Genomic DNA, 25,076 nt, shown 5'->3' with positions numbered 1-25,076 from the left:
TACCGGTCCGGGGGTTTTCTGCGTTCCGCTACCGTGGCCCCATGAGCTACAAGATCCGTTCCATCCGTGCCGATGAATGGCCGTCCGTGAAAGCGCTGAGGCTCGTCGCTCTGCAGGACCCGGTGGCGCCCATCGCCTTTCTGGAGACGTACGACAACGCTCTGGCCCATCCCGATTCCTTCTGGCAGGAGCGAGCTAAGGGGAGCTGCGAAGGGGCCACCGGCGCTCAGCAGATCATCGCCGAGGGACCGGACGGTGAGTGGGTCGGGATGCTGACCGTGCTCATAGAGGAGGCGGGGACCACCGACTGGGCCGGGTTTCCGGTCGAGCAGAGGCAGGGGCACATCGTGGGGGTGTTCGTCCGGCCCGAGTTCCGGGGGATCGGGCTCACCGAAGTGCTCTTCGACGCCGGTCTTGAATGGGCGTGGGCCCAGGGTGCCGGGCGTGTGCGCCTCATCGTGCATGAGGACAACGGGCGGGCTCAGCGGCTGTATCGGAAGGTCGGATTCGTGCCGACCGGGGTGACCGTGCCGCTGCCGCAGGCCGGCGGGGAGTCCGAGTTGGAGTTCGCCCTTGAGCGCGAAACCGGTTGATCGGATTGATCAGACCGGGAGTTCGTCGTGGGGCCAGCGGGCGCGGCCCTGTTCGCGGGAGCGGAGCAGGGCCAGGGTCGGCAGGCCGCGGTCCGCGCCGGTGGCGAGCAGCTCGGGGAGCTGGGGGAGCGGGGCCACGGCTGCGACGTCGTCCAGGACGAGCGTGAGTGGTGGGTCGAGGCGACCGGCGGATGACCGTTCGGCCATGCGCCGGCCGCGCTCGACCACGCTGGAGACGAGGGCCGTCAGGAGAGGCATCGCGCCTGGGTTGCTCCTGGGATCCTCGATGGATTCCCCCACTACATAAAGCGTTCCCCCTTCGTCCACGAAGGAATCCAAGGCGAGCGCATCGGTTCGGTTGGGTGTGCAGGCTTCTCGGATGTTGACCGTGAAGAGTGAGGACAGTGCTCTCGTCGTCAACTCCTGGGCCATGTCGCGGCGCTCGGGGTGTGCGGTGAGCGCGGCCTCGAGTTCGCCCGCGGAGCCGGGGGACGCCTTGGGGTTCGTGCGGAGGATGCGGACCGCGTCCTGGATCTGGCTGCCCTGGGACCAGCGGTGGACGTGGCGGATGGTGCGGCCGTCCACGGCGGCGGCGTGCAGATAGCTGCGGAGGAGCGTTTCCGCAGTGGTGGCGAGGGCCTCGTCCAGTTTGGCTGTTGGGCGGATGGGGGCGAGGAGGGCGGCGGCCCGTGCGGTGGCCGTCTGTCTGTCCTCGCAGCCGGCGGTGGGGGACCAGTGGAGGCGGGCCGGGGTGTCGCAGCGGTGGGTGGGGTCGTAGAGGAGGACCGGGCCCAGTTTCGCGCGGGGGTCCTTGGTGTCCGCCCAGAGGGACGGGTTCGAGGTGACGACGAGGGCGGGGCCCTCCGCGTCCCGTACGGCCTGGGTCGCGGTCGTGTGGCGGCTCGCGGGTGGGGCGTAGTGCACGGTGCCCTCGGCGCGGTCCCAGCCGCCCGCTGCCGGTGCCACGGCCGTCTCCAGCTGGACCGGGGTGGCTGGCTGGGGGAGGACCGGCTCCGTGCGGGGCACCGGCATCTCATGGACCTCGGCCGGTTGGGGCGGTCGTACCTCCGCCGACTGCGGTGCCGGCCGTTCCAGCGGCTGCGCTGTCGGTGCCGTCGGTTCCGGGATCGGGGCGGTCGTCGCGGCCGTGGCGCGTTCCACCGCCGCCGCGTGCTCCAGGCGGCGTCTGGCGCGGCCCGCGCGCCAGCGGGCCAGGGTGCCCATGACGAACACGATCAGGACGAAGAGGACCATCAGCTGGCCGATGAACAGGCCCCAGAACAGGCCGTACCCCGACAGCTGGGCCGTGGGGGTGTCCGGCCAGGCGCCGGTGATGTCGTGGGGCCGGCCGATGAGGTGGCGCATGGCGAGCGGGGTGCGGGTGAAGGAGACGCCGTCGGGCCAGGAGCCCTTGGCGAACAGGCCCGCGAGGCCGGTCGCCGTCCACACCATCAGGGTCATGCCGAGGAGGAAGGCGAGTATGCCGACCAGCAGCCCGTCGGGGATGCCGCCCTGGCCCTCCCGTTCGTCCCGTCGCCGAACGTCCGGTCTCACCACGTCCGCCTCCCGCCGCCGCTAGGCCACCGTCGACTCGGACGAGCCGTCGTAGTCGCTCAGGTGCTGCTCCACGAAGGCCGCCGCCCGTTCCTCCGCCTCCAGCTCGGCGGCGCGCAGCGCGTCGTCGGTCGGATCGAGGTCGGCGGACGACTCGGTCATGGCGCGGTCGGTGAAGACCAGGGGGCGTTCCGTCTCGGTGACCAGGTGTTTGACGACCTGGACGTTGCCGTTGACGTCCCAGACCGCGATGCCGGGGGTCAGGGTCGGGATGATCTCCACGGCCCACCTGGGCAGACCGAGCACCCGGCCCGTGGCCCGTGCCTCGTCCGCCTTCTGGGCGTAGATCGTGCGCGTCGACGCCATCTTCAGGATGGCCGCCGCCTCCTTCGCCGCCGCTCCGTCCACCACGTCACTGAGGTGGTGCACCACCGCCACGAAGGACAGGCCCAGCCGGCGCCCGAACTTCAGCAGCCGCTGGAACAGCTGCGCCACGAACGGGCTGTTGATGATGTGCCAGGCCTCCTCGACCAGGAAGATGCGCTTCTTGCGGTCGGGGCGGATCCAGGTGTGCTCGAGCCAGACTCCGACGATCGCCATCAGGATGGGCATGGCGATGGAGTTGCGGTCGATGTGGGAGAGGTCGAAGACGATGAGGGGCGCGTCGAGGTCGATGCCGACCGTGGTCGGGCCGTCGAACATGCCGCGCAGGTCACCGTCGACCAGCCGGTCCAGCACAAGGGCGACGTCCAGGCCCCAGGCCCGTACGTCGTCTATGTCGACGTTCATCGCCTCGGCCGACTCCGGCTCGGGGTGCCGTAGCTGCTCGACGATGTCCGTGAGGACCGGCTGGCGTTCGACGATGGTCTCGTTGACGTAGGCGTGCGCGACCTTGAGGGCGAAGCCGGAGCGTTCGTCCAGGCCGTGGCCCATCGCGACCTCGATGATCGTCCGGAGCAGGGCGAGCTGGCCGGTGGTGGTGATCGCGGGGTCGAGCGGGTTGAGGCGGATGCCCATGTCCAGGGCGGCCGTCGGGTCCAGGCGGATGGGAGTTATCCCCAGCTCCTCCGCGATCAGGTTCCACTCGCCGACCCCGTCCTCGCCCTGTGCGTCCAGGACGACGACCTGGCGGTCGCGGAAGCGCAGCTGGCGCAGGACGTAGGTCTTCTCCAGCGCCGACTTGCCGTTGCCGGACTCGCCGAGGACCAGCCAGTGGGGGGCGGGGAGCTGCTGGCCGTAGAGCTGGAAGGGGTCGTAGATGTAGCCCTTGCCGGAGTAGACCTCGCGGCCGATGATCACCCCCGAGTCGCCCAGGCCCGGTGCGGCGGTCGGCAGGTAGACCGCCTGGGCCTGGCCCGTCGAGGTGCGCACCGGCAGGCGGGTCGTCTCGACCTTCCCGAAGAGGAAGGACGTGAAGGCGTCGGTGAGGACGGACAGCGGATCCCGCATGCGTGGTCCCTACCTTCGGATGCCGGTGGCGAACGGGAGTGTGTTCACGAAGGCGCGGTGGTGCTCGCGGTCGCACCACTCCAGCTTCAGGTACGACTTTCCGGCCGAGGCCCGGATGGTCCGCTTGTCGCGGGCCAGGGCCTCGGGGGAGCGGGAGGAGACGGTGATGTAGCCGACCAGGTTCACTCCCGCGGCGCCGCTCGCCAGGTCCTCGCCCCGCTGGTCCAGGCGGGTGTGGGCGGCGACGTCACGGGGGTCCACGGTGCGGTTCATCTTGGCTGCGCGGGAGGCCTCGGCCTCGTCGTTGGTCTTCTCGGTCAGCATGCGTTCGATGGCTACCTCGGTGGGCTCGAGATCCATCGTGACCGCGACCGTTCGGATGACGTCCGGGGTGTGGACCAGGAGGGGGGCCAGGAAGTTGACGCCGACGGGGGTCATCGGCCACTCCTTCACCCAGGCGGTGGCGTGGCACCAGGGGGCGCGGGTGGCGGACTCGCGGGTCTTGGCCTGGAGGTACGTCGGCTCCATGGCGTCCAGTTCGGCCGGCCAGGCGTTGCGCTTGGTCATCGCCTGGATGTGGTCGATCGGGTGGTCGGGGTCGTACATGGAGTGGATGAGGGAGGCGAGCCGGCCCTGGCCGAGGGGCTGGCGGACGCGGATGTCGGCCTCCTGCAGGCGCGAGCAGATGTCGGTGAGCTCGCGGGCCATGACGACCGCGAGGCCCGCGTCCCGGTCCACCTTGCGGCCCGACTGGGGCCGGGCGGCGCGGGCCATCGCCTGCGCCTCGGCGGCGAGTTCGCGGGTGAAGTGCATGCAGGCGACGAGATAGGCGCGGTGCTGCTCGCTGCTGGTGGACACCATGGACTGCAGTTGGTCGTACGACGACTGCAGCCACGGCAGGGACTTGTCGTCCCCGCGCAGGGCGACGTCCTTGGCGTGGGCGTCGGGGTCGGCGGGGAGGGTGCGGGCGAGCATCTGCAGGCGGGTGACGAAGCCGTCGCCGTTGGCCACGTGCTTGAGGAGGGTGCCGAAGCGGTCGACGAGGGCTTCCTGGTCCTCCGAGTCGCGCAGGCCCACGCCGGGGCCCTCGATCTCGATGGCGGCGGTGACGGTACGGCGGTCCGCGTGCAGGAGTACGGCGATCTCGTCGGGGCCGAAGGGGGCGGCCAGCCAGGTGATGCGGCCGATGCCGGGGGGCGGGCCGATCTCGATCTCACGGCCGTCGAGCCGGGTGCCGGCCTCCATGACGCCGGACCGGTAGAGCGTGCCCTGCTTCAGGGTGCGCTTGTAACTGCGGTTGATCTCGAACCACTTGTAGAAGGTGCGGTGCTTGTACGGCACGTACACCGCTGCCAGGGCGAGCAGCGGGAAGCCCATCAGCAGCACGATGCGCAGGGAGAGGACGGGGACGAGGAGCCCGCACATCATGCCGAGGAACGCGCCCACGATGATCAGCGCGATCTCGCCGGACTCGCGGTTGCGGCCGACGATCGCGTTCGGCCGGGCGCGGCCGATGAGATATGTACGGCGGGGCGTGACCGGATGGGACAGGTGGGACTCGGTCGTCAACGCCCTTCACCTCCCGTGCGGTTGGTACTGCTGTTGCGGGTGTTGCTGGCGTGCGGGGTGTTCACCGGGCTCGCCGAACGGGGTGCGGGTGCGGCGGAGGGGACAGTTCCGCCGCCGCCACCGTTCGGGGTGCGGGTGCTGTGGGCGGCGACGCCGCCGCTAGCCGGGTTGGCCGGGCGGGGGCCGCCGCCCGAGGACGACTGGCCGCCGCCCCCGTTGTCGTTGGCGCGGGCGCTGTGGGTCTTGATGCCCTGGGCGACCATGGTCGCCGGGGAGCTGATGACCGCGGCGGCCTTGCCCTCGGCGCCCTGCATGATGCGGTTGTTGCGGCCGCTGGCGATCTCGTCGCCGAAGCCGGGGACGAAGCGGTAGATCATCGCGCTGGCGAAGATGGCCAGCAGGATGATGGCGAGGCCGGAGACGACGGCGGAGAAGGAGTCGGGGCCGTTCTCGGAGGACAGGGCTCCGGCCAGCCCCAGGACGATCACGATGATCGGCTTGACGAGGATGACGGCGATCATGATGCCGGCCCAGCGGCGGACGTGGCCCCAGAGGTTCTTGTCGACGAGGCCGGCGTAGACGACGGTGCCGAGGAGGGCGCCGACGTAGAGCAGGGCGGCACGGATGACGAGCTCCAGCCAGAGGACTCCGGCGGCGAGGATGCTGACCAGGGAGACGACGATCAGCATGATGGGGCCGCCGCCGATGTCGTTGCCCTTGTTGAGGGCGCCGGAGAAGGTGCCGAAGAACACGTCGGTCTGGTCGCCGGTGGCTTTCGCGAGGACGTCGGTGACACCGTCCACCGCGGACACGACGGTGTACAGGATGAGGGGCGTGAACGCGGAGGCCAGCACGGTCAGCCAGAGGAACCCGACGGCTTCGGAGATGGCGGTGGTCAGCGGCACGCCTCTGACGGCTCGCTTGGCGACGGCCAGGAGCCACAGCACGAGGGTGAGGATGGTGGAGGCGGCGAAGACGACGGCGTACTGCTGAAGGAACTTCTGGTTGGTGAAGTCGACGTTCGCGGTCTCCTTGACGGCCCCACTGAGCTTGTCGATGGTCCAGGAGGCGGCTTTGGCACAGCCCTTGCCGAGGGAGGCGAGCGGGTCGAGGGTCGAGGTGAGGCTGGGGGTGGTACCGCCGGTGGTGCCCTTGTCGCCGTTGCCGCGTTCGCAGTAGTCCTTGGCGGGGCCGACGATGAGGTCGCACTTGTCGTCCGAGGCCGTCGGCGACGGGGAGGGAGCGGCCGCGGCCCGGGTCGCGAACAGTACGGCAGCGGTCTGGACGGCTGTCAGGGCGGCGGTGACCTTGAGTGCGCGGCTACCGGGCATAGGTGAAGCCTCCGTACTCCTCGACGGCCTTGGACATCTCGTCGGCGCTGGACGCTTTGTTGTCACCGGGGACCGGCGCGGGGCCGTCCTTCTGGGAGAAGCTGTCGACCTTCCAGTCACCGCCGGACCAGCTCAGCTGGAGCGTCATGGTGAACCAGTCGCTCGTGACCGGGTTGGTGGACTGCTGGCCGGCGGTGCCGTACAACCCTGTGCACCAGACCTCGGCGGTGGCCGTGGTGGCCGAGTAGCTCGTGGTCTTGGTGCCGATCGGCACGGTGCGGGAGACGTAGGTGCTGCCCGGGGCCGCGTTGCCGTTGGCGTCGAGGCCGATCTTGCTCAGGAAGTCGGTGGAGTAGGCGCTGTCGAGTTGCTGCCGCAGCGCGGCCTGCTTGTCGGGGACGAAGACCTGCTGGACGATCTCGGTACGCCGGGCCGGCTTGAGGATGTCGGCCGAGACGAGAACCGTCGCATAGTTCGCCGCCGCGCTCTCCGCCCCCTGTTGGTCGTGCGTGAAGCCCGACGGGATGCCGGACGTTCTCGACTGGACCGGCTTCGTTCCCGTTGCCGCTGTCGATGAGCTGTTCGGCTTCTTGGCGTTGCTGTCGGTCGATGACGAGGAGTCGCCGTCGCCGCGGTTCGCGAAGGCGATCGCTGCGATCAGGAGGACCACCACGCCGACCACCGTCACCAGGCCCCGGGACGACGAGCGGCCGCCCCGCCGCGCGCCCCCGTACACGTCGCCGCCCGCGTCGGGCAGCCTTGTGCGGGTCTGCCCCTCGTCTCCGAGACTCATGCCGCGTACGCCCTCTCCACCTCGTAGAGATACGACGGTAGCCGTGCTGGTTCCCGCGCGGGCGCGGTGTGGTGACTCGACATCAGGGAAACGCAACCTCAGCCGGTGAGCACGACGGGCGGGTGGGGGAGGAGTTGTCTGCTAGACGGCCATGCCGTACACGATGGTGAAGAGCGTGCCCAGTGAGCCGATGATGAAGACGCCGGTGAGGCCGGCGATGATGAGGCCCTTGCCCTGTTCCGCGCTGAAGGTGTCGCGCAGGGCGGTCGCACCGATGCGCTGCTTGGCCGCGCCCCATACCGCGATGCCGAGGCAGAGCAGGATGGCGACGGCCATGACGACCTCGATCATCACCTTCGCCTCGTTGCCCAGGCTGCCGAAGGGGCCCCAGTCCGGAGCGATCCCGCCGATGATGGTGTTGATGTCTCCCTTGTCGGCCGCAAAGAGCATGTAAGTCACCGCCCCTGGTGGGTAGTTCCGGTCGATCCGGTGGTTCCGGTTCCGCGTCCCCTGCCTCGGTGCAGAGGTCAGGCTCATTGTCGCCGACAATGTCGCCGTCGCATGTCGACTTGACGTCATTGGTTGGCGGGTTTCGTACGAATAGCTCGTACGGTAACTCTGTGTATCACGGCAGGTCACGCCGGGCAATGAGGCCTGAGCGGAACCAGTCGTGTGGTTCCGTCGTTGACCCCTTCTATGACCTGCGCCGTTTCTGACGGACGGTCGGGTGAGTGGTCGTGCCGATGTTCTCCCGGTGAAGGGTAACCCGGCAACGCGAACGGGCCGCGGTGGGAGGCCGCGGCCCGCTCGGTGACGGAGGGTCAGTCGGTCAGCCGGTGAAGGCGGAGACCCCCTCGGGGGTGCCCCAGCCGGTCGGGCCGTCGTAACCCGACTGGGCGGTGCACAGGTAGCTGGTCGAGCAGGAGCCGTTGTTGCCGCTGGTCACGTCGTTCAGCGCCGAGGTGCCGGCCTTCGCGTAGGGGAACGAGGAGGGGTAGGAGGAGGACGACGGGGTGCCGGCGAGGGCGTAGACGCCCGCGATGATCGGCGAGGAGGCGCTGGTGCCGCCGAAGGTGTACCAGCCGGCGGTCACGCCGTAGGAGTCGTACACCGAGACGCCGGTCGCCGGGTCGGCCACCGCGGAGACGTCCGAAATCGTGCGCTTGGAGCAGCCGGTGTCGGTCTGCCAGCTCGGTTTGGCGTCGTAGGCGGAGCAGCCGGAGCCGGTGCCCTCGGTGCTGGAGGTCTTCCAGACGGTCTCGGTCCAGCCGCGGGTGGTGGAGGAGGTCTTCAGGGCGGTGCCGCCGACGGCGGTGACGTAGCGGGAGGCGGCCGGGTACTCGGCGCCGTAGCCGCTGTCGCCGGCGGAGACGGTGATGGCGACGCCCGGGTGGTTGAAGTACGAGGAGTCGTACGACGTGTCCGAGGAGGACTCGGAGCCGCCGTAGCTGTTGGAGACGTACTTCGCGCCCAGGGTGACGGCCTCGTTCACGGCCTTGCCCAGGTTGGCCATGGTGGCGCTGGTGGCCTCGACGAGGAGGATGTTGCACTTCGGGCAGATGGCGGAGGCCATGTCGAGGTCGAGGGAGATCTCCTCGGACCAGCCGCTGTCGCTGGAGGGCAGCGAGGTGGTGGAGCCGGTCTGGCTGACCTTCTTGAAGCAGCCGTTGGCGGTGGTGCAGGCCGACAGGCCGTAGTACGAGCGGTAGGAGGCGAGGTCCGACTCGGCGTTCGGGTCGTTGTAGGCGTCGACGATCGCGATGGTCTCGCCGGAGCCGTTGGAGGCGGCGGCGGAGGTCAGGCCGTACGCGGACTGGAGGTTGCTCGGGCCGTAGCCGGAGGGGGTGCTGGCGTCGGCTGCCTTCGGGGTGACCCCGGTGCGCGCGGCCTGCTGCTTCTGGAAGGCGGTGAGTCCGCCGGTCACGCGGTAGGAGTTACAGGTCAGTTCGCCTGTGTGCTTGGGGGTGGCGCAGGGGGTCGCGGTCCAGGTGACCTTGGCCGGGGCGGTGGCCGCGTCGGCCTGTACGGCGGTGCCGAAGCCCGCGAGCACGAGGGCCGCTGCCGCGGCCGCTGCGGCCCCGATGCGGCGCCAGGCTCTGTGGCCGGACGGTCTGTTGGGGGGAGTGGAACGCATCGTGCAGCCTCCTGATGTTCCTTGGTGGGGTGGAACAGGGGCGGTGCGGGTGCGATGCCGCCGGTACGGGGTCCCCGGCTGCGACGGCGGGGCGGCGGCCCGCCACGACTGTCGCTTGTTGAGTACGCGACAACAAGAGGTGTACGGAATTCTGACTTCCGGATTACTGAAGAAGGTCGGGGCCTTTACCCAACGCACAGGAAAACCAAGGCGGTCGCATGGGAAACGGGTCGCGGCCGGCTGCCGTGACCCGTTCCCCTTGCGTGCCGCCGAGGAGACCCCACGTACTCCTCACTCGGCCGGCTCCCCGTGACCCGTCGGGGAGGTCGTGCGTCGGGTCAGTTCGCCGTGAAGGCGTCCAGGCCCTCCGGGGTGCCCCAGCCGGTCGGGCCGTCGTAGCCCGACTGGGCGGTGCAGAAGTAGCTGGTGGAGCAGGTGCCGTTGCTGCCGCTGGTGACGTCGTTGAGGGCGGAGGTGCCGGCCGCGTTGTACGGGTACTGGGCCGGGTAGTCGCTGGAGCCCGGGGTGCCGGCGAGGGCGTAGACCGAGGCGATGATGGGCGAGGAGGCGCTGGTGCCGCCGTAGGTGTTCCAGCCGGTGCCGTCGGAGCCGTAGGAGTCGTAGACGGAGACGCCGGTCGCCGGGTCGGCGACGGCGGACACGTCGGCGATCATCCGCTTGGTGCAGCCGGTGTCGGTCTGCCAGCTCGGCTTGGCGTCGTACGACGAGCAGCCGGAGCCGGTGCCTTCCGTGCTGCTGGTCTCCCAGACGCTCTCGGTCCAGCCGCGGCTGTTGGAGGCGGTGTTCAGCGCGGTGCCGCCGACGGCGGTCACGTAGCGGGAGGCGGCCGGGTACTCGGCGCCGTAGCCCTCGTCGCCGGCGCTCGCGGTGATGGCGACGCCCGGGTGCTTGTAGTACGAGGAGTCGTAGGTGGTGTCCGAGGAGGACTCGGAGCCGCCGTAGGAGTTGGAGACGAACTTGGCGCCCAGCTTGACCGCCTCGTTCACCGCCGTGCCCAGGTTGGCGTCGCTCGCGGACTTCGCCTCGACGAGCAGGATGTTGCAGTTCGGGCAGACGGCGCTGACCATGTCGAGGTCGAGGGACTCCTCACCGGCCCAGCCGCTGTCGGCGGAGGGCAGGGAGGTCGTGGAGCCGGTCTGACTGACCTTGCTGAAGCAGCCGTTGTCGGTCGTGCAGTCGGGCAGGCCGTAGTACGAGCGGTAAGTGGCCAGGTCCGCCTCGGCGTTGGGGTCGTCGTAGGCGTCGACGATGGCGACGGTCTCACCGGAGCCGTTGGAGGAGGCCGCGTCCGTCAGGCCGTAGGCCGACTGGAGGTCGCTCGGGCCGTAACCGGTCGGGTCGTCCGAGGCGGCGTCCGGCTTGACCGTCTTCGGGGCGACGCCCTTCAGCGCGGCCTGCTTCTCCATGAAGGCGGTGGTGCCGCCGGTGACCCGGAGGGCGTCGCAGGAGGCGTAGCCCTTCTTCGGGTGCGCGGCGCAGGCGTTCTCGTAGCGCACATGGGCCTTGGCGACCTGCGCGGCGATCGTCCTGGCGCTCACCTTGTGGGTGGCGGCGGTCGCCGCGTCCGCGTGGGCCGCGCTGCCGAGACCGGCGAGCACGAGGGCGGCGGTGGCTGCGGCGGCCGAGCCGATGCGGCGCCATCTGCCGCGTATGTGGGGGGAGTTGGGGGTGGACGTAGGCAACGTACAGCCTCCTGGGAGTGGTGGACAGAGGCGTGCGGCTGGGGGGTCCACCGGTGTGGTTGCCGGTGGGGGCGGCGGCCCGCGACGACGATGGCTTGTTGAGTACGCGACAAACAAGGCAGTTTCGGAATTCTGACTTCCGCATTACCGAAGAGGTGCGGGGGGTTACCGGCCGATGGTCGCGGAATGGGTGTGCGATGGCGGCGACTTGACCCGCGGCACAGAGAACTCACAGCGTGACGCGCGTTGAGCGGGGCGTGGGAAGAGTATGCGCCGGGGCTGATGCCGGCGTTTTCTGCGCGGCGGCAGTGAACCAATCGGGGAGCGCGTCGACGGGGAGTTCCCCTTCGAACGGATGTGATACGGCGAGGTCAAGGGCCGGACCAAGGACGGACCGCAGCCGCGCGTCGAACTGCTGCAACGGCTTCGCCGTGTGATGCCCGACGCTGCGCAGTCCCGACGCGGCCTTGTGCATGGACGTGGCCTGCTTCTTGAGGTCCGACATGCTGCAGGAGCAAAGATCACCGGGTGGCGTGGGTGAAGTGGTCGAACTCCCCTGCCCTCACGCCGAGTACGAAGGCGTTCCACCGGGGGCGGTCCGTGGTGACCGATACGTGGGGGGTCGCGGGGTCGTGGAGGCGGACGGTGTCGTGGTCGGTGACGGTGATCTGAAGGGGGGTGGGGGCGCCGGTCTTCAGGGAGTCGAGGAGGGTGGCGAAAGCGGCGGGGGTGGTGGTGAGTATGGAGGCGGTGGGGTCGCCGGACTCGGTTATGTGGATCGCGGCGGGGGTTGCGGCCACGTGGACACAGGAGTTGCCCTCGGGGCAGTAGGACGACTTCTGCCAGGTGAGCGGCTTGGGCATCGGGGTTCCCTCACAGGTCCTTGAGGATGGTGTGGATGAACTTCCGCGACTCCTCGACGGTGAGGGCAGCCGCTTCCAGTCGGTCGAGTGTGACGCGGTACTTGCTCAACTGGGCCTCAGCGTCGAGGAACACCGGACCGTGTGACTGGTCGAGGTTCACCGTGTCGAGCTGTGGCACGGGGCCCTCGGCGTAGTAGACGGACTGGCCCGAGCCGGCGAAGGTGCCCGCGGCGAATGGGATGACGTGGATCGCGACGTGTTCGCGCTCGCTCATATCGAGGAGGTACGTCAGCTGGCCTCGGGTGACCTGAGTGCCCCCGAACCGCATGCGCAGGGCCGCCTCATGGATGATCACCTGCTGAGGGGTGGGGCGGTCGCGGTAGAGCACGGCCTGCCGCTTGATCCGGAACGACACCCGGTGCTCCACGTCGGGCGGCGCCAGATCCGGCACGGCCTGGCGGAAGATCTCCCGCGCGTAGTCGGTCGTCTGGAAGAGGCCCGGGATGTGCACGGTCACGGCGGTCCGCAGCCGTCTGGCGTGGTGCTCCAGCTCGGCGAGGTCCAGGAGGCCGGCGGGGAGGATGTCGCGGTACTCCTCCCACCAGCCGCGTGCTCGCTCGGTGGTCATGTCGCCGAGCGCCTGGACGAGGGCCTGGTCGGAGCAGTCGTAATGGCAGGCCAGCGCGCGTACCCGCTCGGCGCTCACGCCTACGCGTCCGGCCTCCATGTTGCTGATCTGCGCCTGCTTGATCCCCATGAGTTGACCGGCCTCGGTGGCCGTGAGGCCGGCGCGTTCGCGCAGTTTGCGCAGTTCAGTGCCGAAGCGCAGTTGGCGACCCGTTGGGTTCCGCACGGGCTTGCCGCCTCCTTGTCGTCACCCACATGGGTGGCAGTGAATGTACTTTCCGGGAATCGGTGAATGTATAAACCGGACGGCCGCTACCTTACAAGTGGCGCCCTACCCCAGAAGCGCACCGCCCGACGGGACGGTAAGCCACTGGGCCACTCATCGCACGTATCCAACTCCCCACAGTGACCGGAGACTTCCATGGCCACCGTATCCCCGTCCTGGGCCTACACCCTCCAACTCCCGCATGATCCGCGCGCGCCGGGAATCGCCCGGGTCACCCTGCGTGCGCTGCTCACCGCCCATGGACTGGACGAACTCACGCCCACCGCCGAGCTGTTGGCCGGTGAACTGCTCGCCAACGCCCACCGGCACACCCAGGGGCCGTACGCCCTGCGGGTGCGGCCCATGGACTCCGGGCGGCTACGGGTCGCCGTGTGGGACAGCGATCCGCGGGTTCCGGCCGGGTTCCGGGACGGGGAACCGTACGGCCCACCCGCGGCGGACGCCGAGCGTGGGCGGGGGCTGCAGATCGTGCGGGCCTGTGCGGACGTCGTCGGGGTATCCGTGCTGCGGGAGCTCGGCGCGTCCAAGGGCGGAAAGCTGCTGTGGGCCGAGTGCCCGGTCAAGTGACTCAGAGTGACGCGGAGGCGAGCCGGAAGTGGGCGCAGTACGGTGGTCGGGACGTCGGAGAGGGGACGGGCGGAGGAGGCGGGCCATGTTCACGGAGATATCTCAGTGAACGGCAGACGGTTTTCTCACCTTCGTCGGACACAGTGGGTGCCGATGAACCGCACCTCTCGCATCAGCAGGCGTATCGCCAGTCCCCTGTGCGCGGCCGTCGTCCTGGCCGTGCCCGCTCTGACCTCCGCGTCCCTCGCCAACGCCGACGACGGGCCCGGACCGCTCGGCGTGACCGTGGCCGCCGCGGCGACCTCGCAGTCCGTGCGGGTCGGGGCGCTGTTTCCGGCCGACCGGAGATCGAGCCTCGCGGGCGGACACCACTGCACCGCCTCCGTCGTGCACAGCCCCTACCGCAACCTCATCGTCACCGCGGCGCACTGCCTCGACAGTGACCAGGAGTTCGTGTTCGTGCCCGGGTACCGGGACGGCAAGGCGCCGTACGGCGAGTGGACCGTGCACCGGAAGTTCCTGCCGGACGGGTGGCGCAACGAGCAGGACGAGGACAGCGACGTCGCCTTCGGCATCGTGAGTTATCAGCACGGCAAGGGCGTCGAAGATGCCGTCGGGGGCAACCGCTTCGCGACCGGGACGGCCACCGGCGCCACCGCCGTGACCGTCATCGGCTACCCCAGCTCCGAAGAGGTGCCGGTGAGTTGCACCAACCGGCCGACCGCGCACAGCCGTACCCAGCAGCGGATCGACTGCCCCAGCCTCAGCAGCGGAACCAGCGGCAGTCCCTGGGTCAACGGGGACGGTCAGGTCGTGGGGGTGCTCGGGGGGCACGAGCAGGGCGGGGACACCGACGACATCTCCTACAGCGTGGTGCTGGGCGCCGAGGCCGCCGAGTTGTACAAGGACGCCGCCGCCGATCCGTGATCCGTCATCCGTGGGGGTGGCGGGCGTCTGACGTCTGACAATGGCCGAGTGTGATCATTCCGGAACACAGTCACCGCCCCTAGACTGACCCCTCGACGGACTCCTGGACGGACTCCCGGGCGGCGAGGGGCGGGTGACGGTGCGTAAGGCATGGATCATCGCGTCCGTGGCTGTCGGCTCCGCCATGGCCTTCGTCATGCTGCTCGTCGTCGGGGTGTACGTCGTCGCCGGGAACCTCGTCAACGGCGTGGGGGGCGGCACCAAGGCGCTCGCCAAGGGCGCCGTACCGGCCGCGTACGCCGCCATCGTGCAGAAGTGGGGGAACCTCTGCTCCGCCCTCAACCCGGCGCTGCTCGCCGCACAGCTCTACCAGGAGAGCGGGTTCAATCCCCGGGCCCGGAGCGCCGCGGCGGCCGAGGGGATAGCTCAGTTCATCCCGGGGACCTGGGCCACGCACGGCATCGACGGAAACGGCGACGGCGTCAAGGACGTCTGGGATCCGCAGGACGCGATCCCGTCCGCCGCGTCGTACGACTGCCAACTCGCCTCGTACGTGAAGGACGTACCCGGGAATCTGACTGAAAACATGCTCGCCTCGTACAACGCCGGGGCCTACGCGGTGATCAAGTTCGGGGGCGTTCCGCCGTACAAGGAGACCCAGAACTACGTCAAGACGATCACCACGCTGGAGGAGAGCTTCGCCGCGCCCGTGTCGCGGGTCGACCCGAGCCGGCAGGCCGCCGGGGCCATCTACTACGCGCAGAAGAAACTCGGCACGCCCTATCTGTGGGGCGGCGACGGAACTGCCGCCGACAACGGGCGTTTTGACTGCTCGGGGCTGACGAAGGCCGCCTACGAGAGCGTCGGCATCACGCTGCCGCGCGTGGCCAACGACCAGTACAACGCGGGTCCGCACCCCCAGCGGGACGAACTGCTCCCCGGGGACCTGGTGTTCTTCTCGACCGATCCGACGGACTCCCGGGCCATTCACCATGTCGGCATTTATGTCGGCGGCGGATACATGATCGACGCGCCGCGCACTGGTGCCGTCATCCGCTTCGACCCGATCGACACCTCCGAGTACTTCGGCGCCACCCGGGTCACCGAAGATGGCGCGAAAGCACTGCCCACCACGGTGTGAACCGAGTGTGAACCCACCCCCTGAGCTGCGGCGATGAGTCTCTCTTCGATAACGTCTGCGTGATCATTCGGTGGAGTGTGGAACGTAATAACCGGGACCGTGCGTTCCTGTTCTCGTAGCAAGCAGACGACGAAGGGGCCGCAGCGCGATGGCTGGACTCGCAGACACCGGGTCGAACCCCGACGTCGACCTGCTCTACGACATCAACGGCCTGGCCAAGGACGCTCCGCACTGGTTCGACCGGGTCATGGAGTTCGTCGGGGAGTACGGGCTGCTGGTGGCCATGGTGCTGCTGGTGGTCGGGTGCTGGTGGTCGGTGCGCCGCAAGGGCGGCGAGGAGGCCGTGCCGTCCGTGGCCGCGCTGGTGTGGACGCCGCTCGCCGCCGCGATCGCCGTGCTGGTGAACGTGCCCATACGGGGTTTCGTCGAGCGGCCCCGGCCCTTCCTCGTCCACCAGGGACTGGACGTCCTCGTGACGGGCAAGACCGACTACTCCTTCGTCAGCGATCACGCGACCATCACCATGGCCATGGGCGTCGGACTCTTCGTCGCCAACCGGAAGTTCGGGCTCGTCGGCATCGGGCTCGCGCTGCTCGAGGGCTTCTGCCGGGTCTACATGGGCGTGCACTACCCGACCGACGTGGTGGGCGGCTTCGCGCTCGGCACGGCCGTCGCCCTGCTGCTGTCCCCGCTCGCCATGGCCCTGCTGACCCCGGTGCTGAAGGCCGTCGAGACCTCCACGTGGGGCGCCTGGTTCGTCCGGGCCCGGGGACGCTCGGCCCCCGGCGATGGCACGGTGATCCCCGGCGCCCGCAAGGACCTCGAGTCGGAGGAACGGGACCTCGCGGCCTAGAGCAGGCCTGGGGCCCGTTACAGCGCCTGGGGGTAGGTGAAGAAGCGGTTCGGGTCGTACTGCTTCTTCACCGTCGCCAGCCTCGCCGCCGCGTCGCCGTAGTAGGCCTTGCGCCAGTTCGTCAGGGTCGGGTCGGTGTAGTTCTGGTAGGCCGCGCCGGAGGCGTACGGCTTCATCGCGTCGTGCGTCTTCGTCAGCCAGGACTGGGCGGCCGTGCCCGCCGTCCCCGGGCGCCAGGACGCGATGTACTGGGCGAGCATCCGGGAGCGGCGGTGGACGAAGGCCGTCGCGGTGGGGGAGACGCGGTTGACCGCGCCGCCGAGGGCGATGAGGGCGATGCTGCCGGCGCCGCCCTGGACGGACCTGATGCGCGCCAGCATGGTCTGGATGCCGGCCGTCGAGATCGAGCGGTCGAAGAAGTCCGAGCGGGCCGCGTAGGTCTCCCGGCCGAGCGCGCCCCGCGGGCTGCGGCCCGGGGTGGAGCCGGGCAGATGGCACTGGGCGGCGGTCGGGAAGGACGAGCAGCCGGCGTACGCCTCCATCGCGCCCTCGTAGGTGTGCCTCTTCAGCGTGACGCCGCGGGCGGGGGCGCCGACCTTCGAGGCCAGGCGGTCCAGCGCGTTCTGGAGTTCGCCGTAGGTGCCGAGCGAGAACGCGGCGACGGACACGGTCGGCGAGCCGCCGTTCTCCAGATGGCAGGAGGACCAGATCTCGTCGGGCTGGCCGGGGCCCCACTCCTGCCAGGCCTTCACCACGGCCGCCGCCTTCGCCCACGGCCAGGTGACGTACGCCGAGACGGCCTGCGGCGCCGGGTGGGTGGTGAAGTGCAGTTCCGTCACGACGCCGAAGTTGCCGTTGCCGGCGCCGCGCAGGGCCCAGAAGAGGTCCTTGTTGGTCGTCGCGTTCGCGGTGAGCTGCTTGCCGTCCGCCGTGATCAGGGTGGCTTCGGTGAGGCTGTCGCAGGTCAGGCCGTAGGCCCGGGAGACCACGCCGTGGCCGCCGCCGAGCACCAGACCGGAGACGCCGACCGTGGGGCAGGAGCCCGCCGGTATCGTCACGCCCTTCGCCGTCAGGGCGCGGTAGACGTCGATCAGCTTGGCGCCGGCGCCCACCACGGCCTGGCCGCCGCCGACCCGTATTCGGTTCAGCTCGGAGACATCGAGGATCAGCTTGCCGTTCCCCGAGGACCAGCCGGCGTAGGAGTGGCCGCCGTTGCGGATGGCGACCCGGATTCCGTGGGCACGGGCGTACGCCAGGGTCGTACGGATGTCGTCGGCGTGGGCGGCATAGGCGACCGCGGCCGGCTTCAGGCCGTCGAAGCGGGTGTTGTACAGCTGGTGGGCCGTGGCCCACTTGGCGTCGCCCGGGCGGACCAGGGTGCCGTCGAGGTCGCGGGCGAGGCCGGTCCAGTTCGCGGCGGCGGCCTGGGCCGACGTCGAGCGGAGGGACGTGCCGGACGTGCCGGAGGAGGACGAGGTACTGGTGTCCGCGTCGGCGGAGCCGCCCTTGCAGGCGGTGGTGGCGACCGCCGCGACCGCGGCCGCGCCGCCGATGAACGTACGCCGTTCCATGCTGTGCCTCCCGATGGCTCTCGGGGTACGAGACGGCGCGCCGATCTCGGGGGTTCCCGGAGAACTGTCACTCCTGTGTCACCGTGAGGCCGGAACCCGCGCGTGCCCTCCCCGTGAGCATTCCGTGACCTAACCACAACGTCTGCAGGGGTTCACCTGCCGTTCATTTGCGCCCATTGGCGCCTTCACCTGATCTGCCTAATTTCAGCCTTACGAGATGCGGCCGCACCGCTACAGACGCGTCCACATCAACCGAAACTTCGCAACTCCGCACGCCGCCGATTCAGGACGGCGGCTCCTGGAAGGATCTCTTTCAAGTGAAGCTTCAGCGCATGAACCGGCGGGCCCTCGCTCTCGGTGCTCTCGCCGCCTCCGGCGCCCTGGTCCTCACGGCGTGCGGCTCGGACGACACCAGCAGCAACAGCGGCGGTGGCAGCAGCGCTTCGGCCTCGACCCAGGCCGGCTCCATCAAGTGTGACAACGCCAAGGGGCAGCTCCTGGCCGACGGCTCGTCCGCGCAGAAGAACGCGATCGACGCCTGGGTGGCCAACTTCTCCAAGGCCTGTGGCGTCCAGATCAACTACAAGGGCGGCGGCTCCGGCGCGGGTGTCACCTCCTTCACCCAGGGCCAGCTCGCCTTCGCCGGTTCCGACTCGGCGCTGAAGCCCGAAGAGGTCACCGCCTCCAAGAAGGTCTGCAGCGGCGGCCAGGGCATCGACCTGCCGATGGTCGGCGGCCCCATCGCGGTCGGCTACAACCTCTCCGGTGTCTCGAACCTGGTCCTCGACGCCCCGACCCTCGCGAAGATCTTCGACAGCAAGATCACCAAGTGGAACGACGCGGCGATCAAGAAGCTGAACCCGTCCGCCAAGCTGCCCGACCTCAAGATCCAGGCGTTCCACCGCTCGGACGAGTCCGGCACCACGGACAACTTCACCAAGTACCTGAAGGCCGCCGCCCCGAGCGACTGGACGTACTCCGGTGGCAAGGCCTGGCAGGCCAAGGGTGGCCAGGCCGCCGCGCAGTCCTCCGGTGTCGCCGCCCAGGTCAAGCAGACCAACGGCTCCATCGGCTACTTCGAGCTGTCCTACGTGGCCGACGGCGTCAACGCCGTCAGCATCAACACGGGTGCCAGCGCGCCGGTCGCCCCGAGCAGCGACTCCGCCTCCAAGGCCATCGCCGACGCCAAGGTCATCGGCACCGGCCAGGACCTGTCGCTGCAGCTGAACTACAACACCAAGGCAGACGGCGCGTACCCGATTACGCTGGTGACGTACGAGATCGTGTGCGACAAGGGAAACAAGGCTGACACCCTCCCGGCCACCAAGGCGTTCCTGGGCTACATCGCCTCCGAGGACGGTCAGAGCGTCCTCTCCGGCCTGAAGTACGCGCCCATCCCGGCCGACATCATCGCCAAGGTCCGCACCACCATCGCTGGCCTGAGCTGATCTGAGTGTGCGGGCCGGTCCCGGCCCCTGAACCCGGGACCGGCCCGCACCGTCCGGTGCACCGCCGCCATGAGCCGTACGTCACGTACGGCTTCGCAGAGCCGTACCCCGGGTGCGGCTCCGCAGACCGGAGAACCCGATGGACACGACACAGATAACCGACGCACCTCCTCCCACTCCCCAGCCCACCGCGGCCGAGCAGAAACGCAACGCCCGCGGCGCCACCCGACCCGGAGACCGGATCTTCCTCGGTCTGTCCCGTGGGTCGGGCATCCTGCTGTTGGTGATCATGGCCGCGATCGCGGTGTTCCTCACCTACCGCGCCTCCCTCGCGCTCAGCAAGAACCACGGCAACTTCCTGACCACCTTCGAGTGGAACACCAACGTCACGCCGCCCAGCTTCGGCATCGCCGTCCTGGCCTACGGCACGGTGATCTCCTCGATCATCGCCATGGTTCTCGCGGTCCCGGTCGCGGTGGCCATCGCGCTGTTCCTCACGCACTACGCCCCGCGCCGGCTGGCCGGTCCCATCGCGTACGTGGTCGACCTGCTCGCCGCGGTGCCGTCCATCGTCTACGGCCTGTGGGGCGCGCTGATCCTCGTCCCGCACATGAACGGCCTCTTCGGCTGGCTCAACGACTTCTTCGGCTGGACCGGGATCTTCTCCTGGGACCAGGGGGCCCCGCGCTCCCTGCTGACCGTGGGCATCCTGCTCGCGATCATGATCCTGCCGATCATCACCAACGTCAGCCGCGAGGTCTTCCGCCAGGTCCCGCAGATGCACGAGGAGGCGGCCCTGGCCCTCGGCGCCACGCGCTGGGAGGTCATCCGCATGGCCGTCCTGCCCTTCGGCCGCTCCGGTGTGATCTCCGCGTCGATGCTCGGCCTCGGCCGCGCGCTCGGCGAGACGATGGCCGTCGCCACCGTCCTGTCCCCGGACTTCCTGATCCACGGCAGCCTGCTCAACCCGGGCGGCGGCACCTTCGCCCAGAACATCGCGAGCAAGTTCAGCGAGGCCACCGAGTTCGGCCGTGACGCCCTCATCGCCTCCGGTCTGGTCCTGTTCGTCATCACCCTGTTGGTCAACGGCGCGGCTCGCATGATCATCGCCCGCCGCAAGGAGTACTCGGGGGCCAACGCATGAGCAACGCCGCCATCGCCGAGAAGCGCCCCAGCACCCTGCGCGGCGCCAGTCTGCCGAAGTGGTCGCCCTGGGCGATCGCCGCCGGTTCCGTGGCCGTCGCCGTGGCCGTCGGGGCGGGCGCCGGGCTCACCAAGGTGCAGTGGGGTCTGATCTCCGGTCTGCTCTTCCTGGTCGCCACCTACGCCATCGCCGCCAAGGTCGAGGGCCGCCGCCAGGCCAAGGACCGGATCGCGACCGGTCTGGTCTGGGTCGCCTTCCTCGTCGCCCTCGTGCCGCTGGTCTCCCTGGTCTGGGTGACCGTCGTACGCGGTGTGAAGGTCCTCGACGTCTACTTCCTGACCCACTCGATGGGCCTCGTCGCCGACTCCCAGCCGGGCGGCGGCATCTACCACGCCATCATCGGCAGCCTGGAGCAGGTCGGTCTCGCCACCCTGATCGCGGCGCCGATCGGCGTGCTGACCGCCATCTACCTGGTGGAGTACGGCCGTGGCCGGCTCGCCCAGGCGGTCACCTTCTTCGTCGACGTCATGACGGGCGTCCCGTCGATCGTCGCGGGCCTGTTCATCCTCTCCCTGATGCTGATCTTCAACATGGAGCCGTTCGGCTTCGCCGGATCGCTGGCCCTGGCCATCCTGATGATGCCGGTGGTCGTGCGCTCCACCGAGGAGATGCTCAAGCTCGTCCCGAACGAGCTGCGGGAGGCGTCCCTGGCGCTGGGTGTCCCGAAGTGGCGCACCATCCTGAAGGTGGTCCTGCCGACCTCCATCGGCGGCATCACGACCGGCGTCATGCTGGCCATCGCCCGTATCGCGGGTGAGACCGCCCCCGTGCTGCTGTTGGTGTTCGGAAACCGGTTCATCAACAACGACCCCTTCTCGGGGCCGCAGCAGTCGCTGCCGCTGTACATCTACCAGCAGTACGCCGCGGGCAACGACTACGCCTACGACCGGGCCTGGGCGGCTTCGCTCACCCTGATCGCCTTCGTGATGATCCTGAACCTGGTGGCCCGCGGCATCGCCCGCTGGAAGGCTCCGAAGACCGGTCGCTGACCGGCCGACAGCGACCGAACAAAGACTTCTGGAAGTGACGTAATCATGGCCAAGCGAATCGACGTAAGCGGACTGACCGCCTACTACGGCTCCCACAAGGCGATCGAGGACATCTCGATGACCGTCGAGCCGCGCACGGTGACGGCCTTCATCGGCCCGTCCGGCTGCGGCAAGTCGACGTTCCTGCGCACGCTGAACCGGATGCACGAGGTCACCTCGGGCGGCCGGGTCGAGGGCAAGGTACTGCTCGACGACGAGGACCTCTACGGCCCCGGGGTGGACCCGGTGTCCGTGCGGCGCGAGGTCGGCATGGTGTTCCAGCGGCCGAACCCGTTCCCCACCATGTCGATCTTCGACAACGTGGCGGCGGGGCTGCGGCTCAACGGCAACGTCAAGAAGAGCGAGCTCGGCGACATCGTCGAGAAGTCGCTCAAGGGCGCGAACCTCTGGAACGAGGTCAAGGACCGTCTGAACAAGCCGGGTTCGGGCCTGTCCGGCGGCCAGCAGCAGCGTCTGTGCATCGCCCGCGCGATCGCGGTCGAGCCGAAGGTGCTGCTGATGGACGAGCCCTGCTCCGCCCTCGACCCGATCTCCACCCTCGCCATCGAGGACCTGATCGGTGAGCTGAAGGAGCGCTTCACGATCGTCATCGTGACGCACAACATGCAGCAGGCGGCGCGTGTCTCGGACCGTACGGCGTTCTTCAACCTCGCGGCGGTCGGGCAGCCCGGCAAGCTGATCGAGATCGACGAGACGGAGCGGATCTTCTCCAACCCATCGGTCCAGGCGACGGAGGACTACATCTCCGGCCGCTTCGGCTGATCCCAAGACCCCTCGCGGTGCTGCATGGCGGTGCCACCGCGAGGACGATGAAGGGCCCGCCCCCGGCTCCCGGGGGCGGGCCCGTCGTCGTACCGGAAAAGCCCGCGGGCGGGATTCCTACAGGAACGGGTTTCCTACAGGAACGGGTTTCTACAGGAACGCCAGGTTCACCAGGCCGAAGGAGCCCGCCGCCACCAGGGCCGCCGCCGGCATCGTGATGAACCAGCCCAGGACGATGTTCTTGGCGACGCCCCAGCGGACCGCGTTCACGCGCTTCGTCGCGCCGACGCCCATGATGGCCGAGGTGATGACATGGGTCGTGGAGACCGGTGCCTTGAAGATGTACGCGGTGGAGAACATGATCGCGGCGCCGGTGGTCTCCGCCGCGAAGCCCTGCGGCGGGTCGAGCTCGATGATCTTGCGGCCGAGGGTGCGCATGATGCGCCAGCCGCCCGCGTAGGTGCCCAGGGAGAGCATGACGGCGCAGACGAGCTTGACCCAGACCGGGATCGGGTCGCCGTACGTCTCGTGGCCGGAAATCACCAGTGCCATGACGACGACGCCCATCGTCTTCTGGGCGTCCTGGAGGCCGTGGCCGAGGGCCATGCCGGCGGCCGACACGGTCTGCGCTATGCGGAAGCCGCGCTTGGTCTTGTGCGGATTGGTCCTGCGGAAGATCCACAGGATCGCCAGCATCACCAGGTAGCCGACGACCAGGCCGACGACGGGGGACAGGAACATCGGGACGACGACCTTGTCCAGGACCCCGGACCAGTGGACCGTCGTACCGCCGGCGAGTGCCGCGCCCACCAGGCCGCCGAACAGGGCGTGGGAGGAGGAGGACGGCAGGCCGTAGTACCAGGTGATGAGGTTCCAGACGATCGCGCCGACCAGGGCCGAGAAGAGGATGGCCATCCCCTGGGAGCCGGACGGCGTGGCGATCAGGCCCTCGCTGACGGTCTTGGCGACTCCGGAGCCGAGGAAGGCGCCTGCGAGGTTCATCACGGCGGCCATGGCGAGGGCCGCCCGGGGCGTCAGGGCCCGGGTCGAGACGGAGGTGGCGATCGCGTTCGCCGAGTCGTGGAAGCCGTTGGTGTACGTGAAGAAGAGCGCGACCGCGATGGTCACGACCAGGGCGAAGGTGTCCATGGACGCCTCAGGACTCCTTGACGGCGATGGTCTCCACCGTGTTCGCCACGTGCTCGAACGCGTCCGCCGCTTCCTCCAGGACGTCCACGATCTGCTTGAGCTTCAGGACCTCTATCGCGTCGTACTTGCCGTTGAAGAGGTGGGCCAGCAGCTTGCGGTGGATCTGGTCGGCCTGGTTCTCCAGGCGGTTGACCTCGATCCAGTACTCGGTGAGGTTGTCCATCGTGCGCAGGTTGGGCATGGCCTCGGCCGTGAGTTCGGCCGCCCGCGCCAGCACCTCGATCTGCTGCTCGACGCCCTTCGGCAGTTCCTCGACGTTGTAGAGGACGACCAGGTCGACGGCCTCCTCCATGAAGTCCATGATGTCGTCGAGGGACGATGCGAGGGAGTAGATGTCCTCGCGGTCGAAGGGCGTGATGAACGAGGAGTTCAACTGGTGGAAGATCGCGTGTGTGGCGTCGTCACCTGCGTGTTCCGCGGCCCGCATACGCTCTGCGATCTCGGCCCGGGCGGAGGTGTCCGCCCCGAGCAGTTCCATCAGGAGTTTCGAGCCTGTGACGATGTTGTCCGCGGACGCGGCGAACATGTCGTAGAAGCTCGTCTCCCTGGGGGTCAGACGAAAGCGCACAAGGGGTCCTCGGGGTGCATCGGTTTCGGTCAGGCTGATGCTAGGTGCATCATCCGGCCACGGCTAATGGGCCGCCCACCAGTGTCGCCCATCGGGCAGAGTGATCCGCACGGGGGCGTACCAAGGGCCCTATACCCAGCAAAGTTCGGTACCATATACCCACCTGGGGTATATGTCCGCACGTCTTACGGGAGGACGCGATGACGACCACCGAGGCCGGCGCGACGGCGCCCTCCGACAGCGCGGTGGACAAAACCGCACAGAACATGACACACGGGTACCACAAGCAGAAGGACGAACACCTCAAGCGGCTGCGCCGGATCGAGGGCCAGATCCGCGGTCTGCAGCGGATGGTCGACGAGGACGTCTACTGCATCGACATACTCACCCAGGTCTCCGCGTCCACCAAGGCCCTGCAGTCCTTCGCGCTGCAGCTGCTGGAGGAGCACCTGCGCCACTGCGTCGCCGACGCGGCTCTGCGGGGCGGGGACGAGATCGACGCCAAGGTCGACGAGGCCACCAAGGCCATCGCCCGTCTACTGCGCACCTGAGCGCGGGGCGCCGGGGACGTCCTCGCGTTCCTCGGCCACCTTCAGGACCTGGTCGATGCTCTCCAGACTGAGCCGGTCCCCGCCCGCGGCAGAGGCCGCGATGATCAGCTCTCCGCACAGCTCGATCTCGGCGAGGGCCACGTGGTCCTGAACTGCCGTACCGCCGACCGGAGCCACGTGCATCACCTCATCTCTGCCGTCACCGACTTCCTAGAGTAGGGAGCGGCCTACACACGGCGCATGGCACGTAAGGGCTAGTTCTGCGCCGCCCGCCCTCCTTCGCGGGGAGGACTGCGGGAAGGACTGGGGGAAGGACTGCGGGAA

General features: G+C 69.1%; 25 protein-coding genes. 10 read left to right on the top strand and 15 right to left on the bottom strand.

What is annotated here, in order from left to right:
* Positions 1 to 41: 41 nt before the first annotated feature.
* A complete protein-coding gene (locus MKW14_RS23890; RefSeq protein WP_240865233.1) occupies positions 42 to 593 on the top strand; it encodes a GNAT family N-acetyltransferase in 552 nt (183 codons plus the stop codon).
* A 9-nt stretch (positions 594 to 602) separates the two neighbouring features.
* Here MKW14_RS23890 and MKW14_RS23885 read toward each other — a convergent pair whose 3' ends face one another.
* From MKW14_RS23885 to MKW14_RS23835, 11 genes are all read right to left on the bottom strand, one after another.
* The gene (locus MKW14_RS23885; protein WP_240865231.1) at positions 603 to 2,147 is read right to left on the bottom strand and encodes a type IV secretory system conjugative DNA transfer family protein; all 1,545 of its coding nucleotides are present in this window, start codon (positions 2,145 to 2,147) and stop codon (positions 603 to 605) included.
* Positions 2,148 to 2,168: 21 nt separating this feature from the next.
* The gene (locus MKW14_RS23880; RefSeq protein ID WP_240865221.1) at positions 2,169 to 3,596 is read right to left on the bottom strand and encodes an ATP-binding protein; all 1,428 of its coding nucleotides are present in this window, start codon (positions 3,594 to 3,596) and stop codon (positions 2,169 to 2,171) included.
* A gap of 9 nt (positions 3,597 to 3,605) precedes the next feature.
* Positions 3,606 to 5,165, bottom strand: coding sequence for an SCO6880 family protein (locus MKW14_RS23875; RefSeq protein WP_240865220.1), 1,560 nt, complete (start codon positions 5,163 to 5,165; stop codon positions 3,606 to 3,608).
* A complete protein-coding gene (locus MKW14_RS23870) occupies positions 5,162 to 6,496 on the bottom strand; it encodes a hypothetical protein (protein WP_240865219.1) in 1,335 nt (444 codons plus the stop codon). Before MKW14_RS23870 ends, MKW14_RS23875 begins: the two co-directional genes overlap by 4 nt.
* Positions 6,486 to 7,289, bottom strand: a complete 804-nt coding sequence (locus tag MKW14_RS23865) for a DUF8175 domain-containg protein (RefSeq protein ID WP_240865218.1) — start codon at positions 7,287 to 7,289, stop codon at positions 6,486 to 6,488. Before MKW14_RS23865 ends, MKW14_RS23870 begins: the two co-directional genes overlap by 11 nt.
* A 141-nt stretch (positions 7,290 to 7,430) precedes the next feature.
* The gene (locus MKW14_RS23860; protein WP_014673544.1) at positions 7,431 to 7,739 is read right to left on the bottom strand and encodes a DUF8827 family protein; all 309 of its coding nucleotides are present in this window, start codon (positions 7,737 to 7,739) and stop codon (positions 7,431 to 7,433) included.
* A 379-nt stretch (positions 7,740 to 8,118) separates the two neighbouring features.
* A complete protein-coding gene (locus tag MKW14_RS23855) occupies positions 8,119 to 9,423 on the bottom strand; it encodes a S53 family peptidase (protein ID WP_240865217.1) in 1,305 nt (434 codons plus the stop codon).
* Positions 9,424 to 9,761: 338 nt separating this feature from the next.
* The gene (locus tag MKW14_RS23850) at positions 9,762 to 11,126 is read right to left on the bottom strand and encodes a S53 family peptidase (RefSeq protein WP_240865216.1); all 1,365 of its coding nucleotides are present in this window, start codon (positions 11,124 to 11,126) and stop codon (positions 9,762 to 9,764) included.
* Between the two features lie 229 nt (positions 11,127 to 11,355).
* Positions 11,356 to 11,631, bottom strand: coding sequence for a hypothetical protein (locus MKW14_RS23845; protein WP_240865215.1), 276 nt, complete (start codon positions 11,629 to 11,631; stop codon positions 11,356 to 11,358).
* A 16-nt stretch (positions 11,632 to 11,647) separates the two neighbouring features.
* The gene (locus MKW14_RS40970; RefSeq protein ID WP_276621584.1) at positions 11,648 to 11,989 is read right to left on the bottom strand and encodes a DUF397 domain-containing protein; all 342 of its coding nucleotides are present in this window, start codon (positions 11,987 to 11,989) and stop codon (positions 11,648 to 11,650) included.
* A 10-nt stretch (positions 11,990 to 11,999) separates the two neighbouring features.
* Positions 12,000 to 12,842: a helix-turn-helix domain-containing protein gene (locus tag MKW14_RS23835; RefSeq protein WP_240865214.1), complete on the bottom strand. Its 843-nt coding sequence runs from the start codon at positions 12,840 to 12,842 to the stop codon at positions 12,000 to 12,002.
* 195 nt (positions 12,843 to 13,037) lie between these two features.
* On the opposite strand from MKW14_RS23835, the gene MKW14_RS23830 reads away from it, so the two are divergent.
* The 4 genes from MKW14_RS23830 (at position 13,038) to MKW14_RS23815 (ending at position 16,390) form a co-directional block, all read left to right on the top strand.
* A complete protein-coding gene (locus MKW14_RS23830) occupies positions 13,038 to 13,469 on the top strand; it encodes an ATP-binding protein (protein ID WP_240865213.1) in 432 nt (143 codons plus the stop codon).
* A gap of 153 nt (positions 13,470 to 13,622) precedes the next feature.
* Positions 13,623 to 14,396 (top strand): trypsin-like serine peptidase, encoded by a 774-nt coding sequence (locus MKW14_RS23825; RefSeq protein ID WP_240865212.1) that lies wholly within the window; start codon positions 13,623 to 13,625, stop codon positions 14,394 to 14,396.
* Between the two features lie 133 nt (positions 14,397 to 14,529).
* The gene (locus MKW14_RS23820) at positions 14,530 to 15,537 is read left to right on the top strand and encodes a bifunctional lytic transglycosylase/C40 family peptidase (RefSeq protein WP_240865211.1); all 1,008 of its coding nucleotides are present in this window, start codon (positions 14,530 to 14,532) and stop codon (positions 15,535 to 15,537) included.
* Between the two features lie 148 nt (positions 15,538 to 15,685).
* Complete coding sequence (locus MKW14_RS23815) at positions 15,686 to 16,390, top strand: phosphatase PAP2 family protein (RefSeq protein ID WP_240865210.1); 705 nt, start codon at positions 15,686 to 15,688, stop codon at positions 16,388 to 16,390.
* Positions 16,391 to 16,407: 17 nt separating this feature from the next.
* Here MKW14_RS23815 and MKW14_RS23810 read toward each other — a convergent pair whose 3' ends face one another.
* Complete coding sequence (locus tag MKW14_RS23810; RefSeq protein ID WP_240865208.1) at positions 16,408 to 17,961, bottom strand: FAD-binding oxidoreductase; 1,554 nt, start codon at positions 17,959 to 17,961, stop codon at positions 16,408 to 16,410.
* A gap of 317 nt (positions 17,962 to 18,278) precedes the next feature.
* Between MKW14_RS23810 and pstS the strand changes: the two genes are divergently transcribed.
* The 4 genes from pstS to pstB all read left to right on the top strand — a co-directional run bounded on the left by pstS (position 18,279) and on the right by pstB (position 22,424).
* On the top strand, positions 18,279 to 19,409 hold the full coding sequence (pstS, locus tag MKW14_RS23805; RefSeq protein WP_240865206.1) for a phosphate ABC transporter substrate-binding protein PstS: 1,131 nt from the start codon (positions 18,279 to 18,281) through the stop codon (positions 19,407 to 19,409).
* 139 nt (positions 19,410 to 19,548) lie between these two features.
* The gene (gene pstC, locus MKW14_RS23800; protein WP_240865205.1) at positions 19,549 to 20,553 is read left to right on the top strand and encodes a phosphate ABC transporter permease subunit PstC; all 1,005 of its coding nucleotides are present in this window, start codon (positions 19,549 to 19,551) and stop codon (positions 20,551 to 20,553) included.
* Entirely contained in the window at positions 20,550 to 21,602 is a 1,053-nt protein-coding gene (gene pstA, locus MKW14_RS23795) for a phosphate ABC transporter permease PstA (RefSeq protein ID WP_240865204.1), read from the top strand. The genes pstC and pstA overlap by 4 nt, the downstream gene beginning before the upstream one ends.
* Before the next feature lie 45 nt (positions 21,603 to 21,647).
* On the top strand, positions 21,648 to 22,424 hold the full coding sequence (pstB, locus tag MKW14_RS23790; protein WP_240865203.1) for a phosphate ABC transporter ATP-binding protein PstB: 777 nt from the start codon (positions 21,648 to 21,650) through the stop codon (positions 22,422 to 22,424).
* 150 nt (positions 22,425 to 22,574) lie between these two features.
* Here pstB and MKW14_RS23785 read toward each other — a convergent pair whose 3' ends face one another.
* Together MKW14_RS23785 and MKW14_RS23780 are read right to left on the bottom strand one after the other, a co-directional pair.
* Complete coding sequence (locus tag MKW14_RS23785) at positions 22,575 to 23,573, bottom strand: inorganic phosphate transporter (protein ID WP_240865202.1); 999 nt, start codon at positions 23,571 to 23,573, stop codon at positions 22,575 to 22,577.
* 7 nt (positions 23,574 to 23,580) lie between these two features.
* Positions 23,581 to 24,201: a DUF47 domain-containing protein gene (locus MKW14_RS23780; RefSeq protein ID WP_188289463.1), complete on the bottom strand. Its 621-nt coding sequence runs from the start codon at positions 24,199 to 24,201 to the stop codon at positions 23,581 to 23,583.
* A 200-nt stretch (positions 24,202 to 24,401) separates the two neighbouring features.
* Here MKW14_RS23780 and MKW14_RS23775 point away from each other — a divergent pair, with 200 nt between their 5' ends.
* Positions 24,402 to 24,752 (top strand): metal-sensitive transcriptional regulator, encoded by a 351-nt coding sequence (locus MKW14_RS23775; protein ID WP_276621582.1) that lies wholly within the window; start codon positions 24,402 to 24,404, stop codon positions 24,750 to 24,752.
* On the opposite strand, the gene MKW14_RS23770 is transcribed toward MKW14_RS23775, so the two are convergent.
* On the bottom strand, positions 24,738 to 24,935 hold the full coding sequence (locus MKW14_RS23770) for a hypothetical protein (RefSeq protein ID WP_240865201.1): 198 nt from the start codon (positions 24,933 to 24,935) through the stop codon (positions 24,738 to 24,740). The two genes, MKW14_RS23775 and MKW14_RS23770, sit on opposite strands and share 15 nt — an antisense overlap.
* Positions 24,936 to 25,076: the final 141 nt, after the last annotated feature.

Source organism: Streptomyces gilvus, assembly GCF_022513565.1.
GTDB classification, from domain to species: Bacteria; Actinomycetota; Actinomycetes; order Streptomycetales; family Streptomycetaceae; genus Streptomyces; species Streptomyces gilvus.
This window is presented reverse-complemented; position numbering and strand designations above follow the sequence as displayed.

What these genes read in the sequence shown, in the direction of transcription:
- MKW14_RS23890 (WP_240865233.1), top strand. Translation starts at nt 42, where the DNA reads ATGAGCTACAAGATCCGTTCCATCCGTGCCGATGAATGGCCGTCCGTG.
- MKW14_RS23880 (WP_240865221.1), bottom strand. Translation starts at nt 3,596, where the DNA reads ATGCGGGATCCGCTGTCCGTCCTCACCGACGCCTTCACGTCCTTCCTC.
- MKW14_RS23870 (WP_240865219.1), bottom strand. Translation starts at nt 6,496, where the DNA reads ATGCCCGGTAGCCGCGCACTCAAGGTCACCGCCGCCCTGACAGCCGTC.
- MKW14_RS23865 (WP_240865218.1), bottom strand. Translation starts at nt 7,289, where the DNA reads ATGAGTCTCGGAGACGAGGGGCAGACCCGCACAAGGCTGCCCGACGCG.
- MKW14_RS23860 (WP_014673544.1), bottom strand. Translation starts at nt 7,739, where the DNA reads ATGCTCTTTGCGGCCGACAAGGGAGACATCAACACCATCATCGGCGGG.
- MKW14_RS23855 (WP_240865217.1), bottom strand. Translation starts at nt 9,423, where the DNA reads ATGCGTTCCACTCCCCCCAACAGACCGTCCGGCCACAGAGCCTGGCGC.
- MKW14_RS23845 (WP_240865215.1), bottom strand. Translation starts at nt 11,631, where the DNA reads ATGTCGGACCTCAAGAAGCAGGCCACGTCCATGCACAAGGCCGCGTCG.
- MKW14_RS40970 (WP_276621584.1), bottom strand. Translation starts at nt 11,989, where the DNA reads ATGCCCAAGCCGCTCACCTGGCAGAAGTCGTCCTACTGCCCCGAGGGC.
- MKW14_RS23830 (WP_240865213.1), top strand. Translation starts at nt 13,038, where the DNA reads ATGGCCACCGTATCCCCGTCCTGGGCCTACACCCTCCAACTCCCGCAT.
- MKW14_RS23825 (WP_240865212.1), top strand. Translation starts at nt 13,623, where the DNA reads ATGAACCGCACCTCTCGCATCAGCAGGCGTATCGCCAGTCCCCTGTGC.
- MKW14_RS23815 (WP_240865210.1), top strand. Translation starts at nt 15,686, where the DNA reads ATGGCTGGACTCGCAGACACCGGGTCGAACCCCGACGTCGACCTGCTC.
- MKW14_RS23810 (WP_240865208.1), bottom strand. Translation starts at nt 17,961, where the DNA reads ATGGAACGGCGTACGTTCATCGGCGGCGCGGCCGCGGTCGCGGCGGTC.
- pstC (WP_240865205.1), top strand. Translation starts at nt 19,549, where the DNA reads ATGGACACGACACAGATAACCGACGCACCTCCTCCCACTCCCCAGCCC.
- pstA (WP_240865204.1), top strand. Translation starts at nt 20,550, where the DNA reads ATGAGCAACGCCGCCATCGCCGAGAAGCGCCCCAGCACCCTGCGCGGC.
- pstB (WP_240865203.1), top strand. Translation starts at nt 21,648, where the DNA reads ATGGCCAAGCGAATCGACGTAAGCGGACTGACCGCCTACTACGGCTCC.
- MKW14_RS23785 (WP_240865202.1), bottom strand. Translation starts at nt 23,573, where the DNA reads ATGGACACCTTCGCCCTGGTCGTGACCATCGCGGTCGCGCTCTTCTTC.
- MKW14_RS23775 (WP_276621582.1), top strand. Translation starts at nt 24,402, where the DNA reads ATGACGACCACCGAGGCCGGCGCGACGGCGCCCTCCGACAGCGCGGTG.
- MKW14_RS23770 (WP_240865201.1), bottom strand. Translation starts at nt 24,935, where the DNA reads ATGCACGTGGCTCCGGTCGGCGGTACGGCAGTTCAGGACCACGTGGCC.